Origin of the sequence: Arthrobacter sp. SLBN-100, from assembly GCF_006715305.1 — a bacterium.
GTDB lineage: Bacteria > Actinomycetota > Actinomycetes > Actinomycetales > Micrococcaceae > Arthrobacter.
Genome location: NZ_VFMY01000001.1, coordinates 52,938 through 69,502, shown reverse-complemented (window position 1 = coordinate 69,502; position 16,565 = coordinate 52,938). Strand labels below are relative to the sequence as shown.

General features: G+C 65.6%; 14 protein-coding genes and 1 pseudogene. 6 read left to right on the top strand and 9 right to left on the bottom strand.

All coding sequences use genetic code 11. From position 1 onward, the window contains the following. Positions 1–146 precede the first annotated feature (146 nt). From der to FBY31_RS00275, 9 genes and pseudogenes are all read right to left on the bottom strand, one after another. A complete protein-coding gene (gene der / locus FBY31_RS00315) occupies positions 147–1,697 on the bottom strand; it encodes a ribosome biogenesis GTPase Der (RefSeq protein WP_142035463.1) in 1,551 nt (516 codons plus the stop codon). Between the two features lie 10 nt (positions 1,698–1,707). Further along, positions 1,708–2,389: pseudogene (locus FBY31_RS00310) on the bottom strand (lysophospholipid acyltransferase family protein). A 46-nt stretch (positions 2,390–2,435) separates the two neighbouring features. Further along, positions 2,436–3,149 (bottom strand): (d)CMP kinase, encoded by a 714-nt coding sequence (gene cmk / locus FBY31_RS00305; RefSeq protein ID WP_142035460.1) that lies wholly within the window; start codon positions 3,147–3,149, stop codon positions 2,436–2,438. Next, positions 3,149–4,258 (bottom strand): prephenate dehydrogenase, encoded by a 1,110-nt coding sequence (locus FBY31_RS00300; protein WP_142035457.1) that lies wholly within the window; start codon positions 4,256–4,258, stop codon positions 3,149–3,151. Before FBY31_RS00300 ends, cmk begins: the two co-directional genes overlap by 1 nt. Positions 4,259–4,260: 2 nt before the next feature. Beyond that, entirely contained in the window at positions 4,261–5,469 is a 1,209-nt protein-coding gene (locus tag FBY31_RS00295; RefSeq protein ID WP_142035454.1) for a pseudouridine synthase, read from the bottom strand. Positions 5,470–5,584: 115 nt separating this feature from the next. Then, positions 5,585–6,247 (bottom strand): SMC-Scp complex subunit ScpB, encoded by a 663-nt coding sequence (gene scpB, locus FBY31_RS00290; protein WP_142035451.1) that lies wholly within the window; start codon positions 6,245–6,247, stop codon positions 5,585–5,587. Then, the gene (locus tag FBY31_RS00285) at positions 6,244–7,056 is read right to left on the bottom strand and encodes a segregation and condensation protein A (protein WP_142035448.1); all 813 of its coding nucleotides are present in this window, start codon (positions 7,054–7,056) and stop codon (positions 6,244–6,246) included. Before FBY31_RS00285 ends, scpB begins: the two co-directional genes overlap by 4 nt. A gap of 6 nt (positions 7,057–7,062) precedes the next feature. Next, positions 7,063–7,962 carry a ParA family protein gene (locus FBY31_RS00280; RefSeq protein ID WP_142035445.1) on the bottom strand — a complete coding sequence of 300 codons (900 nt, stop codon included), beginning with the start codon at positions 7,960–7,962 and terminating at the stop codon, positions 7,063–7,065. Positions 7,963–8,195: 233 nt separating this feature from the next. After that, the gene (locus tag FBY31_RS00275; protein ID WP_142035442.1) at positions 8,196–9,545 is read right to left on the bottom strand and encodes a cation:dicarboxylate symporter family transporter; all 1,350 of its coding nucleotides are present in this window, start codon (positions 9,543–9,545) and stop codon (positions 8,196–8,198) included. A 173-nt stretch (positions 9,546–9,718) separates the two neighbouring features. Here FBY31_RS00275 and FBY31_RS00270 point away from each other — a divergent pair, with 173 nt between their 5' ends. The 6 genes from FBY31_RS00270 (at position 9,719) to FBY31_RS00245 (ending at position 16,499) form a co-directional block, all read left to right on the top strand. After that, positions 9,719–11,353, top strand: coding sequence for a sensor histidine kinase (locus tag FBY31_RS00270; RefSeq protein ID WP_142035439.1), 1,635 nt, complete (start codon positions 9,719–9,721; stop codon positions 11,351–11,353). After that, a complete protein-coding gene (locus FBY31_RS00265; RefSeq protein ID WP_142035436.1) occupies positions 11,350–12,063 on the top strand; it encodes a response regulator in 714 nt (237 codons plus the stop codon). Before FBY31_RS00270 ends, FBY31_RS00265 begins: the two co-directional genes overlap by 4 nt. Before the next feature lie 164 nt (positions 12,064–12,227). After that, entirely contained in the window at positions 12,228–12,869 is a 642-nt protein-coding gene (locus FBY31_RS00260; protein ID WP_142035433.1) for a GntR family transcriptional regulator, read from the top strand. Between the two features lie 10 nt (positions 12,870–12,879). Further along, positions 12,880–14,400, top strand: coding sequence for an MmgE/PrpD family protein (locus tag FBY31_RS00255; protein ID WP_142035429.1), 1,521 nt, complete (start codon positions 12,880–12,882; stop codon positions 14,398–14,400). After that, positions 14,400–15,302 (top strand): methylisocitrate lyase, encoded by a 903-nt coding sequence (gene prpB, locus FBY31_RS00250; RefSeq protein WP_142035426.1) that lies wholly within the window; start codon positions 14,400–14,402, stop codon positions 15,300–15,302. The genes FBY31_RS00255 and prpB overlap by 1 nt, the downstream gene beginning before the upstream one ends. 57 nt (positions 15,303–15,359) lie before the next feature. Then, the gene (locus FBY31_RS00245) at positions 15,360–16,499 is read left to right on the top strand and encodes a bifunctional 2-methylcitrate synthase/citrate synthase (protein ID WP_142035423.1); all 1,140 of its coding nucleotides are present in this window, start codon (positions 15,360–15,362) and stop codon (positions 16,497–16,499) included. The last annotated feature ends 66 nt before the right edge of the window (positions 16,500–16,565 follow it).

Genomic DNA, 16,565 nt, shown 5'->3' with positions numbered 1-16,565 from the left:
AGTTCCGCCGTTCTCCGCTGCGCTTCATCCGCGGGCCAACCCCGGGATTTCCACCAGCAGTCCGGCTGAACCACCTAGAAGAGCTTACACGATTCCGGAGGGTGCCTGTGACACTTTCCGGGCTTCGGAACCCTGGTGTGTCGCAATTAACGCTTCTTGCCCCGCTTTTCCCGCACCCGCATGCTGACCTCGATGGGCGAGCCCTCGAAGCCAAAGGTTTCCCGCAGGCGGCGGGTGATGAAGCGCCGGTACCCTGGGTCCAGGAAGCCGGTGGTGAACAGCACGAACTTCGGCGGCCGGCTTGAGGCCTGGGTGCCGAAAAGGATGCGCGGCTGCTTGCCGCCACGCACGGGGTGCGGGTGGGCTGCCACGAGTTCGCCCAGGAAGGCATTCAGGCGGCCGGTGGCAATACGCTTGTCCCAGCTTTCCAGCGCCACGTCCAGGGCAGGAACCAGGCGGTCCTTGTGCCACCCCGTCTTTGCCGAGATATTGACCCGGGGAGCCCAGCTCACGTGCGCCAGGTCCTGCTCGATTTCACGCTCAAGGTAGCGCCGGCGTTCGTCGTCGAGCAGGTCCCACTTGTTGAACGCCAGCACCAGGGCGCGGCCCGATTCAATGGCGAGCTGCAGGATCCGGACGTCCTGCTCGCTGAGGACCTCATCCACGGCGAGGAGCACGACGGCGACCTCCGCCTTTTCGAGCGCGGCCTGCGTCCGCAGGGAGGCATAGAAGTCCGCGCCCTGCGCCATGTGCTGGCGGCGCCGGATGCCTGCCGTGTCCACGAACCGCCAGGTCCGGCCGCCGAGCTCAATGAATTCGTCCACGGGGTCACGGGTAGTTCCGGCAGTGTTGTCCACCACCACCCGCTCGGTGCCGGCGAGCTTGTTCAGCAGCGATGACTTGCCCACGTTGGGGCGGCCGATCAGGGCGATGCGGCGGGGGCCGCCGGAGCGTTCCAGGCCTTCAATGGTGGAGAACTCGGGAAGGACGTCCAGCACGTGGTCCAGCAGGTCGGCCACGCCCCGGCCGTGCAGGGCGGACACGGGGTAGGGCTCGCCGAAGCCGAGGCCCCACAGGGCAGCGGAGTCAGCTTCCTGGGCGAAGTCATCCACCTTGTTGGCCACCATGATGACCGGCTTCTTGCTGCGGCGCAGCATCTTCATCACGCCTTCGTCGGTGGCGGTGGCGCCCACGGCGGAATCGACGACGAAGAGAACTGCGTCCGCAAGCTCCACGGCCATTTCGGCCTGCTCTGCCACCCGGGCGTGGATGCCGCGGGCGTCGTGTTCCCAGCCGCCGGTGTCCACCAGGGTGAAGTTGCGGCCGTTCCAGTGGGCGGAGTACATGACACGGTCGCGGGTGACGCCGGGGGTGTCTTCCACCACTGCTTCGCGCCGGCCGAGGATGCGGTTCACCAGGGTGGACTTGCCCACGTTGGGGCGGCCGATGATGGCCAGGACGGGGTCAAGCTTGACCGGACCGTCGTAGTCCTCGTCGCCGTACTCGCCGCTGAGGAGCGCGGCGTCGTCCTCGTCAAGGTCGTAGTCCTCAAGTCCCGCCCGGAGGGACGCCGCGCGGAGCTCCGCTTCGTCGTCGTCAATTGCCGCCAGCCGCTCGGCAACCTGGTCGGTGCCTGTGGGGGTGTATTCGTCGTCGCCGGCGCCTGGGTGGCCGGAGGTCTGGGTGGTGTCGCTCATTGCACTGTCCTTAGTGGTCATCTGCCGGCGTCCCGGCTACTGCTGTGAAGTCTTTGTGAATTGTCGGCCGCCGGCAGTGGCTGCCCGGTGAGCTGAATGGAATCCTGCACGTGCCCTGACAGTGCGGCCCGGATCTCCAGCGCCGCCCTGTCCATTGAAGCACGGCCGCTTTCCCCGGCCCTTCGGCTCAGGGTCAGCGCATTCCCGAAGCTGACGTGGAACCGCCTGCCCGGCCGCGGTACCGAATCAAGGTGCTCGTTGCCCTTGCGGGTGCCCAGGATCGAAACAGGCACTACCGGGGCTCCGGAGTGCAGGGCCAGCCAGGCAACGCCGCCGTTGATGTCTTCTGCCGCCCCGGTCCCCCGCGTTCCCTCGGGAAGAATCCCCACGCAACGGCCGGCGTCGAGCACTTTCCTGCAGCGCTGCAGCGCTGCGCGGTCTCCGGAACGGTCCACCGGCAGTTGCCCGGAGGCGGTGAGGACCCGGCCCAGGAACCCCGAGAACATCTCCTGTTTCACCAGGATGTGCATGGGCCGCGGCGAGGCACCGAACATGACCGGCCCGTCCAGGAAACTGATGTGGTTCGCGGCGAAAATCACCGGACCGCCGGTGGGGACGTTGTCCCGCCCGGTGACCGATGTCCGGTAGACCAGGTGGTCCAGGACCCAGCCCACCGGCCGGCTCCAGGCCATGGTCCAGCCGGCGGGAATGTCCGGCCTGCTCTCAGTCCTTACCGGCTCAGTCACGGTTCAGGACCTTGGTCACAATCACCAGGGCTGCGGCAACTGTCTGGTCGAAGTCGAGCTCCGAGGAGTCCAGCGTGACCACGCCGGAGGCGGCCTGCGTGAAGTTGACCACCGTGGAATCCTTTGCGTCGCGGCGGGTGACCTGCGCGGCCAATTGTTCGGCGTTCTGCGTACCGCCAAGCTGGATACCGCGGCGGCGAAGCCGGGCTTCCTCGCTGGCCGTCAGCAGCATCCGCACCTCTGCGCCGGGCGCGACGACGGTAGTGATGTCCCTGCCTTCCACCACCATGCGGCGGTGGTGCTTTTCAATCAGGGCCCGCTGCCGCCGGATGAGCTCCGTCCTGGCGCCCAGGGTGGTAGCTACGGCACTGACTGCCGAGGAGATGGCGGGTTCGCGGATGGCGTCTGTAACATCCACCCCGTCCACCCGGACGTACTCCTCGTTGGGGCTGGTGCTCAGGTCCAGGACAAGGTCGCGGGAGGCCTGCTCCACGGAGGCGGCGTCCTCCAGGTCAATCCCCCTGGTAACGCAGTACCAGGTGAGGGCGCGGTACATCGCACCGGTATCGAGGTAGGCCAGGCGAAGCCGGCGGGCCACTTCCTTGCTGACGCTGGACTTGCCCGAGCCTGACGGCCCGTCGATGGCAACCACCAGCGGCCTGCCGACGCGAAGCGCCGGCAGGGTGTCAAGAAGTTCCTGTGTCATTACTGGAGTACCCGCCATCCGCGGTCGTTTAATGCTTCGATCAGGTGGTCATGCTTATTGGGCAACACTGACAATTCCACCATGCCCACGTTCTGGCCGGATGAATGGTCCAGCCGCAAGTCCTCAACGTTTACGCCGATTTCACCGATCTCGGTCAACAGCTGCGCGATCTGGCCCGGCTTGTCGTCCACCAGAACGGTGAGCCACGAATACGCCTGCGGAGGCCCGCCGTGCTTTCCCGGGATCCGGGCCTGGCCTGCGTTGCCTTCACTGATCAGTTGCGCCAGATCCAGGCGCGCACCCGCGGCCGCGGGCTGTTCCAAAGTACCGATCAGCCGGTTGAGGTCCTCGCGGACGCCGTAAAGGATCTCCACTACCTTCGCCGCGTTGCCGCCCAGGATCTGCACCCACAGGGTGGGATCGCTGGCGGCGATCCGGGTAACGTCCCGGAGCCCGTTGCCGGCCAGGGACAGCGCATGCAGGGGCGTGCCCTGCAGCCGGCTGGCCAAAAGCGATGACATGACCTGGGGCAGGTGCGAGACCAGGGCCACTGCTTCGTCGTGCTCGTCGGCCGTGAACTGGGAAACCACGGCCCCCAGGTCGGTGGCCAGCGAACGGGCCACCTGGAGGGCGGCACCCGAAGTCTCGTCCGACGGGCAGAGCACCCATGGCATGGAGGTGAACAGCTCGCCCCGGGCAGCAACCGGCCCCGACTTTTCCCGTCCGGCCATGGGATGGGTGCCCACGTAGCGTGACAGGTCAGCGCCGCGGCTGCGCAGGCCCGAGAGGATCCCCGCCTTGACGCTGGCAATGTCCACCACCACGGATTGCGGGTAGTCAGCCAGCGCCTTCGCAACCACATCGGCTGTGACATCCGGCGGGGCGGCAACAACCACCAGCTGCGGCACACCACCTGCAAGCGCAGCCAGCGGTTGCCCTGCCCCGATGTCCACCGCAACAGCCTGGTTGGTGGGCGATGGATCGGAGAGGTACACCGGTACGCCCCGCCCGCGCAGTCCCAGGCCGATGCTGGTCCCGAGCAGCCCCGTGCCGATGACCACCACCGGCCCGTCCAGGTGCCCGCGGCCGTGGCTCTGGAAAGCGGACATGGTCAGAGCCCTACGGATGCCAGCAGATGGCCGACTTCCTGCTTGCCGAGGTTGCGGATGCTTCCCTGGCGCTGGTCGCCCAGGCCAATGGGTCCCACCTTTACCCGGACCAGCCGCAGGACCGGGAACCCGACGGCGTCGAACAGGCGGCGGACGATGCGGTTCTTGCCGGAGTGCAGCACAACCTCGATCAGCACATGGCCGGGGGTGGAGTCGACCAGCCGGAAGGAGTCGACGTTCGCGAAGCCGTCCTCGAGTTCCACGCCCTGCTTGAGCTGGGCACCGATACCCTGCGGGAACGGCCCGCGGACCTGCACGAGGTACGTCTTGGGAACCTCGTAGGACGGGTGGGTCAGGCGGTTGGCCAGCTCGCCGTCGTTCGTCAGCAGGAGCAGCCCCTCGGTGGCGACGTCAAGCCGGCCCACGTGGAAGAGCCGTTCGCCGTGCTGGTTCCGGAGGAAGTCACTGATGCAGGGCCTGCCCTCGGGATCCTCCATGGTGGAGACAACACCCTTGGGCTTGTTGAACACCATGTACACCATGTTTTCGTCCAGCTGGATCCGGATGCCGTCGACGTGGATGACGGCGGTCTTCGGGTCGATGCGGACGCCGAGCTCGGTGACCACCTGGCCATCCACTTCCACCCGGCCTTCGGCAATCATCTCCTCGCAGACGCGCCGTGATGCCACTCCTGCGGAGGCCATCACCTTTTGCAGCCGCACGCCGTCGGCATCGTGGAGTTCGGACTGGGGAACCTCGCCCCGCGGGCCCTTCTTACGTGTTGGCCTGCGGACCGGCCCCAGGTTCTGGCCGAAGCGTTCGCTGCCGAAGGCACGGGAAGCGGCTGCTCCCGGTGCGCCGGTACGTGGCTTCTGCTTGGGTGCCCCGGGCGTTCCGGGCGCTTTCTTGGCCCCCGGCTTGCGCGCGGCAGGCTTGCGGGAAGAGGGCTTGGCGGGCTTTTGTTCCGCGGCTCCGCGTCCGGTCCGGGCTTCCGGTGCCTGGTCCGGATCGATAAACCGCTCCTCGCGCGGCTTCGGTGCGCGGTGGGGCCGGTCGCTGCCGAACCCGCCGGCGCGCTTGGCCGAACCGCCGCGGAAGCCGGCGCCGGAATTGCCGCCCTGGGATGTGTTGCGTCCCGGCGTGCTGTTGTGTCCGGAGCTGTTGCGTCCCGAACCGCTACGTGGTGAACCCTGGCGTCCCGCCTGTGTCATGACCCGTCCTTCGATATATTGACCGGCAAGGTGTCCAAAGACAACCCTAGCCAGCCGCGCAGAAATAATCTGCCTTTGTAAAGTACTCTTGCCGCAGCCAGGGCTGGTTCCCTGCCTACGTTCTTTCGGCGTCGTAGAACTCCGCAATCCCGTCCAGCCCCGGGAGGTGCGGGGACAGCTGCGGCAGCTCGGCCACTGAACTGATTCCCATCCGTTCCAGGAAGTACGTGGTGGTCCGGTAGAGGATGGCACCGGACTCGGGATCGGTTCCCGAGTCCTCGATCAGCCCGCGCTGGGCGAGTGTCCGTACGACGGAGTCAACATTGACCCCCCTGATTGCGGACACCCTGGCCCTGGAGACCGGCTGGCGATAAGCGATCACCGCGAGCGTTTCCAGGGCGGCCTGGGTGAGCCTGGCCGTCTGCCCCTCCAGCACATATTTGCCCACGACATGGGCGAATTCGGCACGGGAGTAGATCCGCCAGCCACCGGCGACTTTCCGCAATTCAAAACCCCGGGGGCTGGAGCCGAAACCAGCTTGGCTGGCTGAATCCATATCCGGGGCGTTAACAGTATAGCCGTTATACTCCCGTTGAAGTTCTGCCAGCAGGGCGACGACCGCATCGATGGTCAGCTCCAGGCCCGCCGCCAGCTCCTCCTCCGTGGCGGGCTGGTCGATGACCATCAGCACGGCCTCAAGGGCGGCTTTGGCGCCGCCGGGAAGATTTCCGACGTCCGGCTCCCCCTGGCCTGCGCCTTCTGTTGAATGTTCAGTCACAGCGGCTCCTCAAATTCCTCACTGACGTTCTCCACGGACCAGTCCCCGCTCCCGGCTGTCCAGTGCACGGCCAGGTCCCCCAACGGCGACAGTTGGTCGAAGGAAACTGCCTTGTCACGGAACAGTTCCAGGAGGGCAAGGAACCTGGCAACCACCACCAGGGTTGAGTCAGCGTCGGCGATCAGGGTCCGGAACGTCAGCGGCGATTCCAGCTGAAGCCGCAGGCCCACGATTTCAGCCTGCTCCTTCACACTGACTTTGCCGCCGTGAAGGTGGGCCAGGCCCACTTCTGTTGGCTGCGGGGCCTTTGGCCGCATGGCTGCTTGCGCCAGGCGGGCAAACTGTTCGGGCGTGTGTTTCCAGACGAGTTCGGGAAGCATCGCGGCGAAGTGTTCCTCCAGTGCCACCTGCCGGGGAAAGCGCAAGGCCTCCTGGTGCAGGGTTTCACCGAGGAGGCCGGCCACCTGCTTGAAGGCCTTGTACTGGAGCAGCCGGGCGAAGAGCAGGTCCCTTGCTTCCAGCAGCGCGATCTCTTCACTGTCTTCGACTTCTCCGGCAGGCAGGAGCCGGGCAGCTTTGAGGTCCAGGAGCGTCGCGGCGATCACCAGGAACTCGCTGGCTTCATCGAGGGCCCATTCTTCGCCCAGCTTCTGCAGCTTCCGGATGTACTTGATGAACTCATCGGTTACGGTGGCGATGGCCACCTCGGTGATGTCCAGCTCGTGCTTGGCGATCAGCCCCAGGAGGAGGTCGAAGGGACCCGTGAAGTTGGCCAGCCGGACCTCGAAGCCGGGCTTGGTTTCGGCCACGCGTGGCTAGGGCGCGCCGCCGCGCGAAATCAGTTCCTTGGCCAGCCTGCGGTAGGCGTCGGCCCCCACATGGGTGGCCGCGTAGCTGGTGATGGGTTCCGCGGCCACGGTGGCGTCGGCGAACTTGATGGAGCGCTTGATGACGGTTTCGAAGACCTTGTCCCCGAAGGCCTCCACCAGGCGGGCGATCACTTCGCGGCTGTGCAGCGTGCGGGCGTCGTACATGGTGGCCAGCACACCGTCCACCTGCAGGCGGGGGTTGAGCCGGTCCTGGACCTTGTCGATGGTTTCCACCAGCAGGGCCACGGCGCGGAGCGCAAAGAACTCGCAGATCAGCGGAATGATAACGCCGTGTGCGGCGGTCAGTGCGTTGACGGTGAGGAGTCCGAGGGACGGCTGGCAGTCGATGAGGACGACGTCGTATTCATCTTCGACTTTCTTGAGCGCGCGGTCCAGGACCTGTTCCCGTGCCACCTCGTTGACCAGCTGCACTTCTGCTGCCGAAAGGTCAATGTTGGCCGGCAGCAGATCAACGTTTTCCACGCCGGTCTGGTGGATGGCGTCCCGGATGTCCACTTTGCGGTCCATCAGCACGTTATAGACAGTGAGGTCCAGTTCGTGGGGGTTGACGCCCAGGCCCGCGGACAGGGCACCCTGGGGATCAAAGTCCACCAGGAGCACGCGGCGGCCGTATTCGGCCAGCGCTGCCGCGAGGTTGATGGTGGAGGTGGTCTTTCCGACGCCGCCCTTTTGGTTAACCATGGCGATGACGCGGGCCGGACCGTGGGAGGACAGCGGCGCGGGTTCCGGGAACTCGCGGTATGGACGCCCGGTGGGCCCCATCACCGCGTCTTCCAGGTCGAATTCCGTGCCCTCCAGAGTTGCTGAACCCTGTTCGCTGCTCACGTATCTATCCACACTTTCGATGACGGTGATTTCCTGCCGCTGGTTGGCCAGCAACGCTCCTGCTTCTTCCCAAGGTTACAGCGCCCGACACGGTATTCGAGGCAACTTGACTTTCCGCGGATGTTGAGCCTTTACCCTCTAGCTGAGGTCGAAGGTTCTCCCCTCTCCGGCACGAAACTGCCCCCGCAGCAGAGGTTGCGGGGGCAGTTTTTATGGTTAGCGGATGGCGGAGGCTAGGGCGTGGTGGAGACCGCCCGGGTGGCGTCTTCCTTGGGTGCCATCTCGCCGTGGTGGTGGGCCAGCATGGTTGCCTCGTCGAAGGGTTCCTCGCCCGAGAGGACGCGGCCAACCTGGTCGCCGTCGATTTCCTTGACCCAGGTGCCGATCAGGACCGTTGCCACGGCGTTGCCCGTGAAGTTGGTCAGGGCGCGGGCTTCGGACATAAACCTGTCGATTCCGACGATCATGCCCACGCCGCCCAGCAGTTCGGGCTTGTGTGCCTGCAGGCCGGCAGCGAGGGTGGCCAGGCCTGCGCCGGTGACGCCGGCTGCACCCTTGGAGGCAATGATCATGAAGACCAGCAGCGAGATCTGCGCGCCGAGGTCCAGCGGCGTGCCCATGGCGTTGGCGACGAACAGGGACGCCATGGTCAGGTAGATGGCCGTGCCGTCAAGGTTGAAGGAGTAGCCGGTTGGGACCGTGACGCCGACAACGGGCTTGGAGACGCCGAGGTGTTCCATCTTGGCGATCAGGCGGGGCAGAGCTGCCTCGGAGGAGGACGTGGAGAAGATCAGAAGGTATTCGCGGGCCAGGTACCTCATCAGCTTGAAGATGTTGACGCCCGACACCACCTGCAGAAGGCCACCGAGAATGATGACGATGAACAGTGCACACGTGATGTAGAAGGCGGCCATCAGCGTGAACATGCTGACGATTGCCTGGAAGCCGGTGGCTCCCACGACGGCGGCGATGGCACCGAAGGCACCGACGGGGGCCAGCCACATGATCATGATCAGGATGCGGAAAACAAGGACCTGGCCGTGGCCGATGGCCCGAAGGATGGGGGCACCCTGCGGGCCCATCTTCTGCAGCGCGAAGCCAACCAGGATAGCAGCGAACAACGTCGGCAGGACGGGGATGTCACTGGGGATGATTCCCAGCAGGAAGTCCACAGTGCTGTCGGTGGCGGCCTTCTTGTTGGGATCGTAGGGTGCCAGCTTCAGGCCCTCGCCCGGGTGGATCAGGTTGCCTACCACCAGGCCGATGGCCAGGGCGAAGGTGGACATGACCACGAAGTAGCCCAGCGCCAGGCCTCCGACCTTGCCCACAGTGGCGGCCTTCGCGATGGAACCGATGCCCAGGACAATGGTGCAGAAAATGATCGGTGCGATCATCATCTTGATGAGCTTGATGAACCCGTCGCCGAGCGGCTTGAGGGATTTGCCCACCTCGGGGAAAAGCAGGCCGACGACGGCGCCCAGGATAACGGCGACGATGACGGCAATGTAGAGGTAATGCGACTTGTCCAGGCCCTTGCGCGGCGTCTTCACGCTGTCAAGCGACTCTCCTCGTTGAGAAGCCATGATGTGTCTCCTTTGGATAATCTAATAGACGCTGCGCACAGTCTCTGGGCTCAACACGTCCTCCTTTGTGATATCCATCATTAGGCAGGTGGTGACCCAGCTCACCGTTGCGTTCATATTGGTCGTGGCGCAGTTAATTGTCAGGCCGCAGTCATTGGTCCGGGAAGGCACAGATGATCCACCGCTGGAGTATCGCCCGCCGGCTGTTTGTGGCGAACCTGCTGATCGTGGTGTCGTTTATTGCGATCGTTGGCACCGCCACGTTCATCGACGCCCGGGACCGCACCTACGAGGAAGCCGGGCGCAGGATGACCGGCGTTGCTGCCGCGATCGCCGCCAATCCCCTGGTCCTCCAGGCTGCGGGCACCACCAATCCATCTGCTTTGCTGCAGCCCTATGCCCTTGAGGTGATGGCGGGATCGGGGGCTGACTTCGTGACGATCATGGCGCCGGACCGGACGCGCTGGACGCATCCCCGGAACGAAGAACTGGGCAGGCCCTACATCGGCTCCATCGATGCCGCGCTGCAGGGTGAAACGTTCACCGAGGTTACGGCGGGAACACTGGGTCCCTCCGTCCGCACCATCGCGCCCGTGAAGGATGCTGCCGGGAACGTGAAGGCGCTGGTGGCCGCGGGCGTCACCGTCCGAAGCGTGGACGTTGCCTTGTCCGGCCGACTGCCCGCCCTCGTGGCCATCGGCCTGGCCCTTCTGGTGGGTGGTTCGCTCGCCTCATGGCTGCTGGGCCGGTACCTCCGCCGCATCACCCGGGGCTGGGGGCCGGAGCAGCTGGCCCAGCTGTTCGCCTACTACGAATCGGTGCTGCACTCGGTGCGGGAAGGACTGATCCTGATCGACACCAAGGGCCGTGTGGTGATGTACAACGACCAGGCGGCCGAGCTGCTGGGCCTGGAAGGCCCCGGCAGCAAGGACCCCACCCGGCCACCGTCGCTGTCCGGCCTCCCAATCGACGCGGGGCTCCGGGCCCTGTTCGAGTCCGGGCGCAGCGCCAAGGACGAGATTGTCCTGACCGGTTCGCGCATCCTGGTGGTTAACCAGGGCCCGGCCAAGGGGCCGGAGATGACTGGCAGCCGCGGCAGGACCCCCGTGTATGGAACAGTGGCAACCCTGCGGGACCGGACGGAGATCGAGGCCCTCGGCAGCGAGCTGGAAACCATGCGTACGCTCTCTGATGCCCTCCGCGCGCAGACCCACGAGCACGCCAACCGGCTGCACACCATGGTTTCGTTGCTGGAGCTGGGCCGCACGCAGGAGGCCCTGGCCTTCGCTACGAAGGACCTGGAACTCAGCCAGCAGCTGACGGATGACATGATCAGTTCATTGGACGAGCCTGTGCTCGGTGCCCTGGTGATGGGAAAAGTGGCTGAGGCCCACGAGCGCGGAGTCCAGCTGAAGGTGGCGGCGCTCGGTTCGGCAAGCGTGGCGGGGATTGCCGTGCAGGACCTGGTGACCATCCTTGGCAACCTGCTGGACAACGCGATGGATGCAGCTGCGGACGGACCGCCCCCGCGGCAGGTTGAGCTGACGGTGGAAGCCGATGAAGAAGGCCTGGACATCACCGTGCACGACTCCGGCCCCGCCATTGATTCCGCCGCCGCCGAGAACCTGCTCCGGCATGGGTTCAGCACCAAGCCGGCGGGACCCGGCGGACGGGGCATCGGCTTGGCGCTAATACGACAGGCCGTGCGGCGCCTGGGGGGTACCCTGACCATCAATGGCAGGCGCGGTGCCAAATTCGAAGTGTTCCTCCCCGCAGCGGTGCCAGCAGAGAAGGAGCACAAAACGTGAGCAACATCCGGGTCCTCGTCGTAGAGGATGAGGCCATCGCAGCTGCCGCGCACGCAGCCTACGTGGGGCGCCTGACTGGCTTCGAGCTCGCCGGCACGGCCCCGGACGGACAGTCCGCACTGCGGCTGCTCAACGAATTCGCAGCGGCGGGGAACCCGGTGGAGCTTGTCCTGCTGGACATGAACCTTCCCGACCTCCACGGCCTCGATATCGCCCGCCGCATGAGGGCGTCCGGGATCCTCGCCGACATCATCGCCATCACCGCCGTCCGCGAACTGGCCATCGTGCGCAGCGCAGTGGCCATCGGCGTGGTCCAGTACCTGATTAAGCCGTTCACCTTCGCAACGTTCGCGGACAAACTGGAAAGCTACCGCCAGTTCCGCCAGCAGCTGGCAGGCCCCACAGGGGGGTCGGGAAAGGCGGGAGCTTCCCAGACAGACGTGGACCAGGCGTTCGCCAGCCTGCGGGCACCCTCCGAGCTGCCCTTGCCCAAAGGCCTCTCGGTGTCCACGCTGAGTTCCGTTCAGGCGTTCATGAAGCAGCAGCAGGGTGCCGTGTCCGCCACGGAAGTCATGGACGCCCTGGGGATGTCCCGGGTCACCGCCCGCCGCTACCTGGAATACCTCGCGGACGCAGGGACGGTGTCCAGGACTGCCCGCTACGGAACGCCAGGCCGGCCCGAGAACGAATACCGCTGGGGCACCCGGTGATCGGCGTGGGTGATTGAGCCTGCCGGTGATTGAGCCTGTCGAAATCCCCGGCAACGGAGCACTCCTTGTATACACCAAGCCTCCGAATCCCGAAATATTGCCAGCTTTTCCCACTTTTTCACCCATCCATGTATACACTGGCTATACCAACGAAGGGACAGCCAGTGCGAGCCAGCGATCGGGCCTATACCGCGCTCCGCGATGACATCGTTCAGTGGCGGCTCAAGCCGGGCGCCTTGCTGGCCGAGGTGGAACAGGCGCAGCGGCTTGGGGTTTCACGCACGCCGCTCCGGGAGGCGCTGGGCCGCCTGACAGCAGAAGGGCTGACGACGGCGGCGGGCGGCCGCGGCGTCGTCGTCACCGGCATCTCGCTGGCGGACATCGAGGAACTCTTCGAGCTCCGCGAGACCCTGGAAGGCAAGGCTGCGGCACTCGCTGCGGAACGTGGCGACGCCGGGACATTCCGGATGCTTGAGGCAGACTTCCGGGCGGCCCCCGCACTCATTAACGGCAGTGCACCGGCATTGGAGGACTACTACCGGCTGGTGGAACGGCTGGACTCCGCCATCGATGCCGCCAGCTCCAATTCCTACCTTGCCCAGGCCATGCGCAGCCTCCGGGTCCACCTGGTCCGCATCCGCCGCCTGGCAGCCGACGACGCCGCCCGGCTGACAGCTGCAGCAGCCGAACATGCGGCGATAGCCGAGGCCATCGCCATTGGCAACCCGCGCCTGGCGCAGGCAGCCACCACCGTGCATCTGCACCGCAGCCTGTCCCATATCAAAGCAACCCACACACCCCGCTAAAAGGAGCCCCATGGTCAAGGAACACCACGTCCGCGTCTATAAGAGCGAAGAGAACCTGCCGCGGGAGGACCAGCTGGCACACAAGATCGCCAAGGTTGCCGCCGATCCCGTTGGTGTGCCCGCCGAGGTCACAGAGATGGTCATCAACCGGATCATCGATAACGCTTCGGTGGCTGTCGCGTCGCTGAACCGGGCACCCATCGTGGCGGCCCGGGCCCAGGCGCTGGCCCATGGCCCCAGCACCGGAGGAAAGGGTTCGAAGGTTTTCGGCATCGGCGAACGGGTTTCGCCGGAGTGGGCCGCGTGGGCCAACGGCGTGGCAGTCCGGGAGCTGGATTACCACGACACCTTCCTGGCCGCTGATTACTCCCACCCGGGTGACAACATCCCGCCGATCCTCGCGGTGGCCCAGCACGTGGGCTCAAGCGGCCGTGATCTGGTGCGCGCCATCGCCACCGGCTATGAGATCCAGGTGAACCTGGTGAAGGCGATTTGCCTGCACAAGCACAAGATCGACCATGTGGCGCACCTTGGCCCGTCCGCCGCGGCGGGCATCGGCACCCTGCTGGGGCTCGACGTCGAAACGATCTTCCAGTCCGTGGGCCAGGCACTGCACACCACCACGGCAACGCGGCAGTCCCGTAAGGGCGAGATCTCCACGTGGAAGGCCCACGCCCCCGCATTCGCCGGCAAGATGGCCGTGGAGGCGGCAGACCGTGCCATGCGGGGCCAGACCTCCCCGGTGCCGATCTACGAAGGCGAAGACGGCGTGATCGCCTGGCTGCTGGACGGCCCGGAGGCCTCCTACCTGGTGCCGCTGCCCGAATCAGGCGAACCCAAGCGCGCCATCCTGGACACCTACACCAAGGAACACTCCGCCGAATACCAGGCCCAGGCCTGGATTGACCTGGCCCGGAAGCTGCACCGCGAGCACCCGGAGGCAACCGACCCCGCGAACGTGAAGTCGGTGTTGATCAGGACCAGCCACCACACCCACTATGTGATTGGATCCGGCGCCAACGATCCGCAGAAGTACAACCCCACCGCGTCCCGGGAAACCCTGGACCACTCCATCCCGTACATCTTTACCGTGGCCCTGCAGGACGGCTCCTGGCACCACGTGGATTCCTACTCCCCCGAACGTGCCGGCCGGCCCGACACCGTGGAACTGTGGCAGAAGGTGAGCACTGAGGAAGACCCCGAATGGACCCGCCGTTACCACTCCCTGGACATCGCCGAAAAAGCCTTCGGCGGCTCGGTGGAAATCACGCTGGCCCATGGTTCCGTGATCAAGGATGAGATCGCCGTCGCAGACGCCCACCCGCTCGGCGCCCGCCCCTTCGGCCGCGGGCAGTACATCTCCAAGTTCCGCACCCTGGCCGCCGGCCTGGTGGAGGAGGCCGAAATCGAACGGTTCCTCGCCGCCGTCGAACGCCTCCCCGAACTCGGCCCCGGGGAACTTGACCAGCTGAACATCACCGCCGGCCCCGGAATCATCGACCCCAGCGCCGCACCCAAGGGACTCTTCTGATGCTGTACTCCAAAACCACCCCCGAACAGAAACGCATCCGGTTCCGCGAACTGCTCGCGTCGGGCACCATCGCCCAGTTCCCGGGCGCGTTCAACCCGCTCTCGGCCCGGCTGATCGAGGAGAAGGGCTTTGCCGGGGTCTACATCTCCGGCGCGGTCCTGGCCAATGATCTTGGCCTGCCCGACATCGGCCTGACCACCCTCACCGAGGTGGCCACCAGGGCCGGGCAGATCGCCCGGATGACCGACCTGCCCGCCATCGTGGACGCCGACACCGGCTTCGGAGAACCGATGAACGTGGCCCGCACCGTCCAGGAAATCGAAAACGCCGGCCTGGCCGGACTGCACATCGAGGACCAGTTCAACCCCAAGCGCTGCGGCCACCTCGACGGAAAGAACGTGGTGGACCTTGAGACAGCCACGAAACGCATCCGCGCCGCCGCGGACGCCCGCCGCGACCCGAACTTCCTGATCATGGCCCGTACCGACGTCCGGGCCGTGGAGGGGCTGGCCGCTGCGCAGGACCGGGCCCGGGCACTCGTGGAGGCCGGTGCCGACGCCATTTTCCCCGAGGCGATGGCCAACCTGCAGGAATTCCAGGCCATCCGCAGCGCCGTGGAGGTGCCCATCCTGGCCAACATGACCGAGTTCGGCAAGAGCGCTTTGTTCACCACACAACAGCTTCAGGACGCCGGCGTGAACATGGTGATTTATCCGGTGACGCTACTGCGTAGTGCCATGGGTGCTGCCGAGCGTACGCTGGAATCGATTATGGCTGAGGGCACGCAGGAGGCGCAGGTTGGCAGCATGCTGACCCGCGCACGCCTATACGATCTTGTTGACTACGAAGGCTACAACCGCTTCGACAGCGGAGTGTTCAATTTCCGGGTCCCCGGGGAGTAGGGAAAACCGCGCCGGTACCGCCGGTACAACAGGCGACAGGAACGAAGGAGTTTCAGCATGGCTGAAAAGGACATCAAAAAGGGTCTTGACGGCGTCGTGGTCGACTACACGTCAGTCTCCAAGGTCAACCCGGACACCAACTCCCTGCTGTACAGGGGCTACCCCGTCCAGGAGCTCGCCGCAAAGTGCAGTTTTGAAGAGGTGGCCTACCTGCTCTGGAACGGTGAGCTGCCCGGCCAGGAGCAGCTGGCGGAGTTCACTGCCCGCGAGCGGGCCGGCCGTTCTCTGGATCCGGTGGTCAAGCAGGTCATCGATGTACTCCCGGAGACGTCCCATCCCATGGACGTGTGCCGGACGGCGGCCTCGGTGTTGGGCGCCCGGCACGCCCTGGCCGAAGATTCCTCGCGCGAGGCCAACATGGCCAAAGCCATTGACCTGTTTGCTGCCATGCCGGCCGTGGTGGCCTACGACCAGCGGCGACGCCACGGGCAGGGCGTCATTGAGCCGCGTAACGACCTTGGCTATTCGGCCAACTTCCTGTGGATGGCTTTCGGCGAGGAACAGGTGCCGGAGGTGGTGGAGGCCTTCAACGTATCGATGATCCTCTACGCGGAACACTCCTTCAACGCGTCCACCTTCACCGCCCGGGTCATCACCTCTACCCTCGCGGATCTCCACTCGGCGGTCACCGGGGCGATTGGCGCCTTGAAGGGCCCGCTGCACGGCGGCGCCAACGAGGCCGTGATGCACACCTTCGACGAGATCGGCATCCGCCCGCAGGAAACCCTCGAGGAAGCGGCGGCCCGGGCCAAAACATGGATGGAAAACGCACTGGCGCAGAAAAAGAAGGTCATGGGGTTCGGCCACCGCGTCTACAAGCACGGCGACTCCCGCGTGCCCACCATGAAGGCAGCCCTGGACAAGATGATTGCCCACTACGGCCGGCCCGAGCTGCTGGGGCTGTACAACGGCCTGGAGACGGCCATGGACGAGGCCAAGGGAATCAAACCGAACCTGGATTATCCTGCCGGCCCCACCTACCACCTCATGGGCTTCGACACGGCCACGTTCACTCCCTTGTTTGTGGCCAGCCGCATCACCGGGTGGACGGCGCACATCATGGAGCAGTTGGACGCCAACTCGCTGATCCGACCGCTGAGCGAATACGTGGGCCCGGAGGAACGGCACGTTCCGTAGGCAGGCTTTTGCTGAAAGCACGACGCCGGCCCGGTCACCTCACGGTGGCCGGGCCGCGATAGTCCG